We start from the raw sequence: 6336 nt of genomic DNA on the forward strand, positions 1-6336 counted from the left end.
AGTAAACTTTCTAAAGTAGCGCCAATTACTCGATAATCAGAGTCTTGTCTAAGTTGAGTTAAAGCGGTTTGCGCCTCCACAAAGTTTTTAAAATTATCTAAGGTTTTAGCTACTTCAATACGTATTTGCACTTCAGAATCATCTACCAAAGTGAGCAAGATTGCTAAAGCTTCATCAGCGTAATTAGTAGTAGCTAATTTACCTAAGTTGGAGATTGAGCCTAGTTTAACTACTAAGTCATTGCCTTGTAAACCCCAGCTAGATAATTTTAATAGTATCTCAGGTTGATTCATGTCTGCTACAGCAGCTAAGATACTTTGTCTGATCAACCAATGGTGGTTATATTGAAAAAGGTTAACTAGGTAGGGTAAAGCTCTATCCCCGTATTGAGCTAGAGAGTTAGCCGCTTCAGCGATAATATTATAATCGCGATCGTATTCAATTAAATTTAACAAAGCTTCAAAAGCTTCCTCATTACGTTTTTTACCAAACCCTATGGCTACAAAAGAACGGATGAGCAACTCTTGATCATACATTCTTTGCTTGAGCAGAGGTACAACGATCGTCGGGTTATAGTTCCTCAGTTCGACAATCGCTCTCATCCGTTGTTGAGCATCAGGACTATCTAAGTAGGCGCGAATTTCTTCTAGTTCCATAGTGATTTAATTTAATTATTTCTCTTAACATAAGTTTACATTAACTTAGTCAAGAAAAGCTAGTCGGAACTAGATTCTGATTGTTGTTCTTGAGTTCTTACCCGCACAGATTCAGCGTGAGAGGTTAAACCTTCCGCTTGGGCTAAAGCTTCGATAGCTTTACCTACTTTTTTAAGAGCCTGTGAAGAATACTGAATGATGCTAGAATGCTTCATAAAAGTTTCTACCCCCAGAGGAGAAGCATAACGAGCAGCTCCAGAAGTAGGTAAAGTATGATTAGGACCTGCTAAATAATCCCCTACAGCTTCAGGAGTAGAATTACCCAGAAAAATTGCTCCTGCGTGTCGAATAGAGTTTAATAATTCCCAGGGTTGAGCTACTTCTAACTCAAGATGCTCTGGTGCAAATAGATTAGAAAGTTCAGAGGCGATCGCCAAAGATTCTACCACTACAATTAAGCCATAATGAGCCAGTGCTTTTTCTGTAGGTATCCGTTTAGGATGATGTTGCAACTGTTGTTCTACCGAGATTTGTACCTGTGTAGCTATCTGACTATCAGTAGTAATTAATACAGCTGAAGCCATGGGATCGTGTTCAGCTTGAGCGAGTAAATCTGTAGCGATATGTACAGGATTAGCCTGCTCATCAGCAATAATTAACACTTCAGAAGGACCAGCTAAAGAATCAATACCTACCCTTCCATAGACCATTTTTTTAGCCAGAGTCACATAGATATTACCAGGACCTGTAATTACATCTACTTGGGGAATAGTACCAGTGCCATAAGCTAAAGCGGCGATCGCCTGAGCACCACCAACGCGATAGATTTCGCTCACACCCGCTTCACTAGCTGCTACTAAAACCGCAGGATTAATCCCCTTATCTTCCCTACCGGGTGGAGTAACCATAACGATACGAGGAACTTGAGCTACTTTAGCAGGGATAACATTCATTAATACTGTACTAGGATAAGAAGCTCTTCCTCCTGGTACATAAATACCCGCACTATCTACAGGGGTATATTTTTTACCCAAGACTATCTCATCCTCGCCAAAATTCACCCAAGATTTAGGGACACGTTGACGGTGGAAAGCTTCGATATTAGCGCAAGCTAACTTAATCGCTTCGAGTAACTCTCGGGAAATTTTTTGATAAGCCGCGTCTAACTCTGAGCCACTCACCCTTAATTCTTCTAGGGCGAGTTTTTGTTGGTCAAATTGCTCTGTATAGGCTAATAGTGCTTTATCCCCCTCTTTTTTGACTTGGTTAACTATTTCTCTGACACTAGCTTCTTGACTGCTAATGTGTTCGTCATAATTGCGATCGCTAATGCGACGTAGTTCTGTTTTTGCCTCAGTAGGCTCTGTGATAATTCGCAGCATAGAGTTTTCATACCCATCCTCGCTACTACCCAAATAGCTAGAAAAACTAGCTCTGAGTGTGTAAGTTAAGTTTATCTTAACAGATCTAAGTTAGGGTTAGATTTTGCTAAGATGGTCCGTCTCTGTCTAAATTTTTATAACAAAATCAGATTATCGTTACACTATACGATATTCTACAAAAATCAAACTCTAGAAAATTTAGACATGAAAAAAACTCAATGGCTGTGGATAGGATTAATTATCCCTATTCTCATAGTCTTGACTAACCTTCCAGTTAAAAGCGAGAACATTATTGACACTAATGCTACCCAAATTTTACAATCAATGTCCTCCTATCTTGGGGAAACACAAGCTTTCACTGTCAATACTGATATCAACTTAGAAATCGTTACTGCAAATAATCAAAAGTTACAATTTAATAGCTTTGGTACAATTGCCTTAGCAAGACCAGATAAATTTCATATTCGTCGTCAAGGAGTAGTTGCCGATATTGATTTCTTTTTTGATGGAGAAACTCTCACACTCCAAGGTAATAGGAGTAATGTTTACGCTCAGTTAAACGTCTCAGGAACTATTGATGATGCTATTCGAGCTTTTGAACTAGAGACTGGTATTCCCGCACCTGGAGCTGATTTATTGTTTAATGATGTTTACTCTATCCTGTCTGAAGGAGTAGAAAACAGCGTCTATCTGGGTACAGCTTATGTCAATGGGATAGAGTGTCACCATTTAGCCTTTAGAGAAGCAGACGTTGACTGGCAATTATGGGTTCAAGTAGGAGATACACCCTTACCCATGAAATACGTTATTACCAATAAATGGGTTACAGCAGCTCCACAATATACAATCAGTTTACGAGACTGGAATACTAATCCAGAATTAGATGCTCAGCAATTCATATTTGTTGCTCCCGAAGGATTTGAGCCTTTAGAAACTATCCCAACCGACGAATTAGAAGAATTTCAATCTACACAAGAGGAAAGATAAATGAAATTATTAACTAGTCGAATTATGCTCACAACTTTGACTCTGATAGCACTAGGTGGTTTAAGTAGCATTATTCAAATACCCGATGCACAAGCTGTAGTCGGCAGACCTGCCACACCTGGAAGCGTTGCGGGTGTTTCCCGTAGAACCTCTCGGCGGGTTATTCGTCGCTCAACCATTTATGTAGCTAGTTTACCTGGTGGTTGTGGTACTGTAGTTATTGAAGGAATGCAACTTTACCAGTGTGGCTCTACTTACTATCAACCTTACAATGATCAATATGTAGTTGTGTACGTTGATTAATAACCATCAGAGCTAATATTGAGCTATCATAAAAGTATAAGGATTAAGCTTAAAAATAGCTGATCCTGACTTTTGGTCAAAAACGGTCAATCATTATGGGCTTAGTTTTTGTCTAAAAAAAGGTTTTATCTTTGTTCACATACCTAAAACAGGTGGTACATCAATATGTACAGCTCTTAAATACTATAACCATAGACCCATAAATAATTATTACTTAAACAAATTCTTGTGGAAATATATAGGCTGGTTAGCTGCGCCAACAAGCCATTTGCAGTTATTATCTCTGATGAGTAATTTTCATATTTCAGCCAGAGATATTAAATCGGAACTTGAATCTCAAAAAATGATCAGTAGCTTTTTAGCAATGCCGAAAATTCGCGAACAATATAAGGATGTACTTGACACAAGTAGTATGTATGATAAGCTATTTAAATTTGCTATAGTCAGAAACCCTTGGACAAGAGAATTATCTATTTATGAGTATATCAAAGGAAATAAAAAACACCCTAGGCACGAGTTCTTCAGCACGTTTAAAAGTTTTAACGAGTTCTTGAACTGGAAATATGAAAATCAATTTGTTAAGAATAGACGACCAGGACTCATTCAATTAGACTATATTACTGACGCCAACGGAAACATAATTGTGGACTTTTTTGGTAAAACAGAGAACCTGGCACAAGACTTTCAAACAGTCCTAAATAAATTAGGTATAACTGATGTTTCTCTTCCCCATGTCAATAAATCTAAGTCTAATGATGTCGATTATAAAAGTTATTATGATGATGAAGCTAAGGAAATAGTTGGAGAAATGTGTAAAGAAGATTTAGAGTTTTTTGGATATACATTTGATTAACTCGTGCTATTTCATTCTAAATGTTATGATCTTCATTTAACAGTTGAGCTATAAGTTGGGCTATAATATAAGTAGCAGGATTAAGCTTAAAAATAGCTGATCCTGACTTTTGGTCAATCTAGATTTACTCTGGGGGGGTTGACTATGATATTACTTATTGAGAGAGTAGTAGCAGTTTTTCTGGTTGTAGTAGGACTATCCTATCTAGTTCAAGGTTTAGTTTGGAAAAATTTAGTACAAGAATTGCTCAAAAATAAAACCTGGTTAATGCTTTGGTCGTTATTGTTCCTACCTTGGGGATTAGTTATCGTTTTGGGACATAATATTTGGTTACCATCATGGCAGGTTATGATCACGATTTTGGGTTGGTGGGTTACCATTAAATGTGTACTATATCTTCTTTTGCCTAATTGGTCTAACTTTATTAACAGTTGGCAAGATGAGTTTCTCCAACGCTATATACAAATAGCAGGAGTAATAGTAGCAGGATTAGGGGGAATAATCATCTATTTAACCATTTAAGATTAGGGAGAAAGAACTATGTTAGCTACTAGTTATCCCGCGAAAATTAATGCTCTGTGGACGTCATTTCTGTTAGGAATACTCTTCCACACAGACTTAGCCTTGATGCCTTTATTTCATGAAATGGAAGTAGAGCACTCTCATGCTGGTGGCAATATAGATGCTATTTTTGGTTTTATGCTGCTATTTTTTCTCTTACCAATGTTAGCAATTGTTGTTCCTACTTTTACGGTAGCAAAATCTTACCGCGCTTTTCATTTTTACCTGACTTTAGTTTATTCAGTTTTAAATATAGGTCATTTAATTGCTGATATAGTAGTTGGTGCTCCTTGGTATCAATTAGTGTTAATGACAGTTTTAGTGATGATTGGACTATTACTAAATATAGTTTCTTTTCAATGGTTCAAGAAGTATTAATTAAAATAACTTGTTTTCTTTAATAATAATTCTCGCAGGTACTCCTACCGCAGTAGCTCCATCAGGCACATCACAAAGTACGACAGCATTAGCTCCAATTTTAGCGTGATTGCCGATAGTAACACCATTAAGTATTTTTGCACCTGCACCAATATCTACATGTCCACCTATTTTGACATTGGCGGTTATGGTCACTTGTTGTAAGATTAAACAGTTTGGTCCGATAGATGCGGTATGATTAATAACAACGCCATTGGGATGGGTAATCATTAACCCTCCTGCTATGTTGGAATTAAGAGGGATTTCAGCACCGGTAACAATACTCCAAAAATGATGCTCAACTACGTTGATTTTGCTAATCATTTTGCCGATAATTCCCCATTGCTTTTGCCATTTTTGGTGCTCTCGAATAGATTTGAGGAGTTGACGTTGAGGATTCCACCAACGCAGTAACTTCTCTCTACTCCAATCAGGCTCTGTAGCTGAAATTTCTTTAGTCATTTTTGTTTAATAATTAAGATCTAGTTAAAATTTATACTATATTTTAAGCAAATAATTGACTATGATCCCAAAACTGATTGTTGGCTTAGGTAATCCAGAACCCAAATATCTAGACACTCGCCATAATATCGGTTTTATGGTAGTAGATGCTTGCGCGCAGTTATGGGGGTTATCTTGGCAAGAAGAAAAACGCTTTCAAGGTTTAATTACCCAAGGAGTCACAAGAAGAGGTCAACCAATACGCTTACTTAAACCTCTTACCTATATGAATCGCTCAGGACAATCCGTCAGAGCAGTATATGATTGGTATAAGTTGTCTGTTGATGATGTTTTGGTAGTCTATGATGATTTAGATTTACCAGTTGGACGCTTACGCTTGAGAAAATCTGGTTCAGCAGGTGGTCATAATGGTATGAAATCAATTATCGCTCATTTGGGTGGACAAGATTTCCCTCGCTTAAGATTGGGTATCGGTAAATCTGAATTTTCTAGTAAAAATACTGTATCTCATGTCTTGGGGAAATTTACTCCTGAAGAAAAACCAGTAATACAATCGGTGATTAAATTAGCTGTTGAAGCGATCAACGTTTCTCTGGAAAAGGGGATAGAACAAGCCATGAATCAATATAATTAAAAATTGACGCTCACCGCACTTTTAGGGCGGTGATTCTTGGTTCATTGTAGATACTTGCTCTGACAGAATTGCTTCAATCAA

At 37.4% G+C, this 6336-nt stretch carries 9 protein-coding genes; 6 read left to right on the top strand and 3 right to left on the bottom strand.

Going from position 1 to position 6336, the window contains the following annotated elements:
- The coding region (locus EA365_00360) for a HEAT repeat domain-containing protein (protein TVQ49488.1) at positions 1-656 on the bottom strand (656 nt) is incomplete at its 3' end.
- A 59-nt stretch (positions 657-715) separates the two neighbouring features.
- Positions 716-2038, bottom strand: coding sequence for a histidinol dehydrogenase (hisD, locus tag EA365_00365; GenBank protein TVQ49489.1), 1323 nt, complete (start codon positions 2036-2038; stop codon positions 716-718).
- Positions 2039-2149: 111 nt separating this feature from the next.
- Between hisD and EA365_00370 the strand changes: the two genes are divergently transcribed.
- The 5 genes from EA365_00370 (at position 2150) to EA365_00390 (ending at position 5120) form a co-directional block, all read left to right on the top strand.
- On the top strand, positions 2150-3025 hold the full coding sequence (locus EA365_00370; GenBank protein ID TVQ49490.1) for a DUF2092 domain-containing protein: 876 nt from the start codon (positions 2150-2152) through the stop codon (positions 3023-3025).
- Positions 3026-3328 (top strand): hypothetical protein, encoded by a 303-nt coding sequence (locus EA365_00375; protein ID TVQ49491.1) that lies wholly within the window; start codon positions 3026-3028, stop codon positions 3326-3328.
- Positions 3329-3383: 55 nt separating this feature from the next.
- Positions 3384-4181: a hypothetical protein gene (locus EA365_00380; GenBank protein ID TVQ49492.1), complete on the top strand. Its 798-nt coding sequence runs from the start codon at positions 3384-3386 to the stop codon at positions 4179-4181.
- Between the two features lie 144 nt (positions 4182-4325).
- Positions 4326-4703: a hypothetical protein gene (locus tag EA365_00385; protein TVQ49493.1), complete on the top strand. Its 378-nt coding sequence runs from the start codon at positions 4326-4328 to the stop codon at positions 4701-4703.
- A gap of 18 nt (positions 4704-4721) precedes the next feature.
- Complete coding sequence (locus tag EA365_00390; GenBank protein TVQ49494.1) at positions 4722-5120, top strand: hypothetical protein; 399 nt, start codon at positions 4722-4724, stop codon at positions 5118-5120.
- Here EA365_00390 and EA365_00395 read toward each other — a convergent pair whose 3' ends face one another.
- Complete coding sequence (locus tag EA365_00395) at positions 5121-5621, bottom strand: serine acetyltransferase (GenBank protein ID TVQ49495.1); 501 nt, start codon at positions 5619-5621, stop codon at positions 5121-5123.
- Between the two features lie 61 nt (positions 5622-5682).
- Here EA365_00395 and EA365_00400 point away from each other — a divergent pair, with 61 nt between their 5' ends.
- A complete protein-coding gene (locus EA365_00400) occupies positions 5683-6255 on the top strand; it encodes an aminoacyl-tRNA hydrolase (protein TVQ49496.1) in 573 nt (190 codons plus the stop codon).
- Positions 6256-6336: the final 81 nt, after the last annotated feature.

The organism is Gloeocapsa sp. DLM2.Bin57 (assembly GCA_007693955.1).
GTDB lineage: Bacteria > Cyanobacteriota > Cyanobacteriia > Cyanobacteriales > Gloeocapsaceae > Gloeocapsa.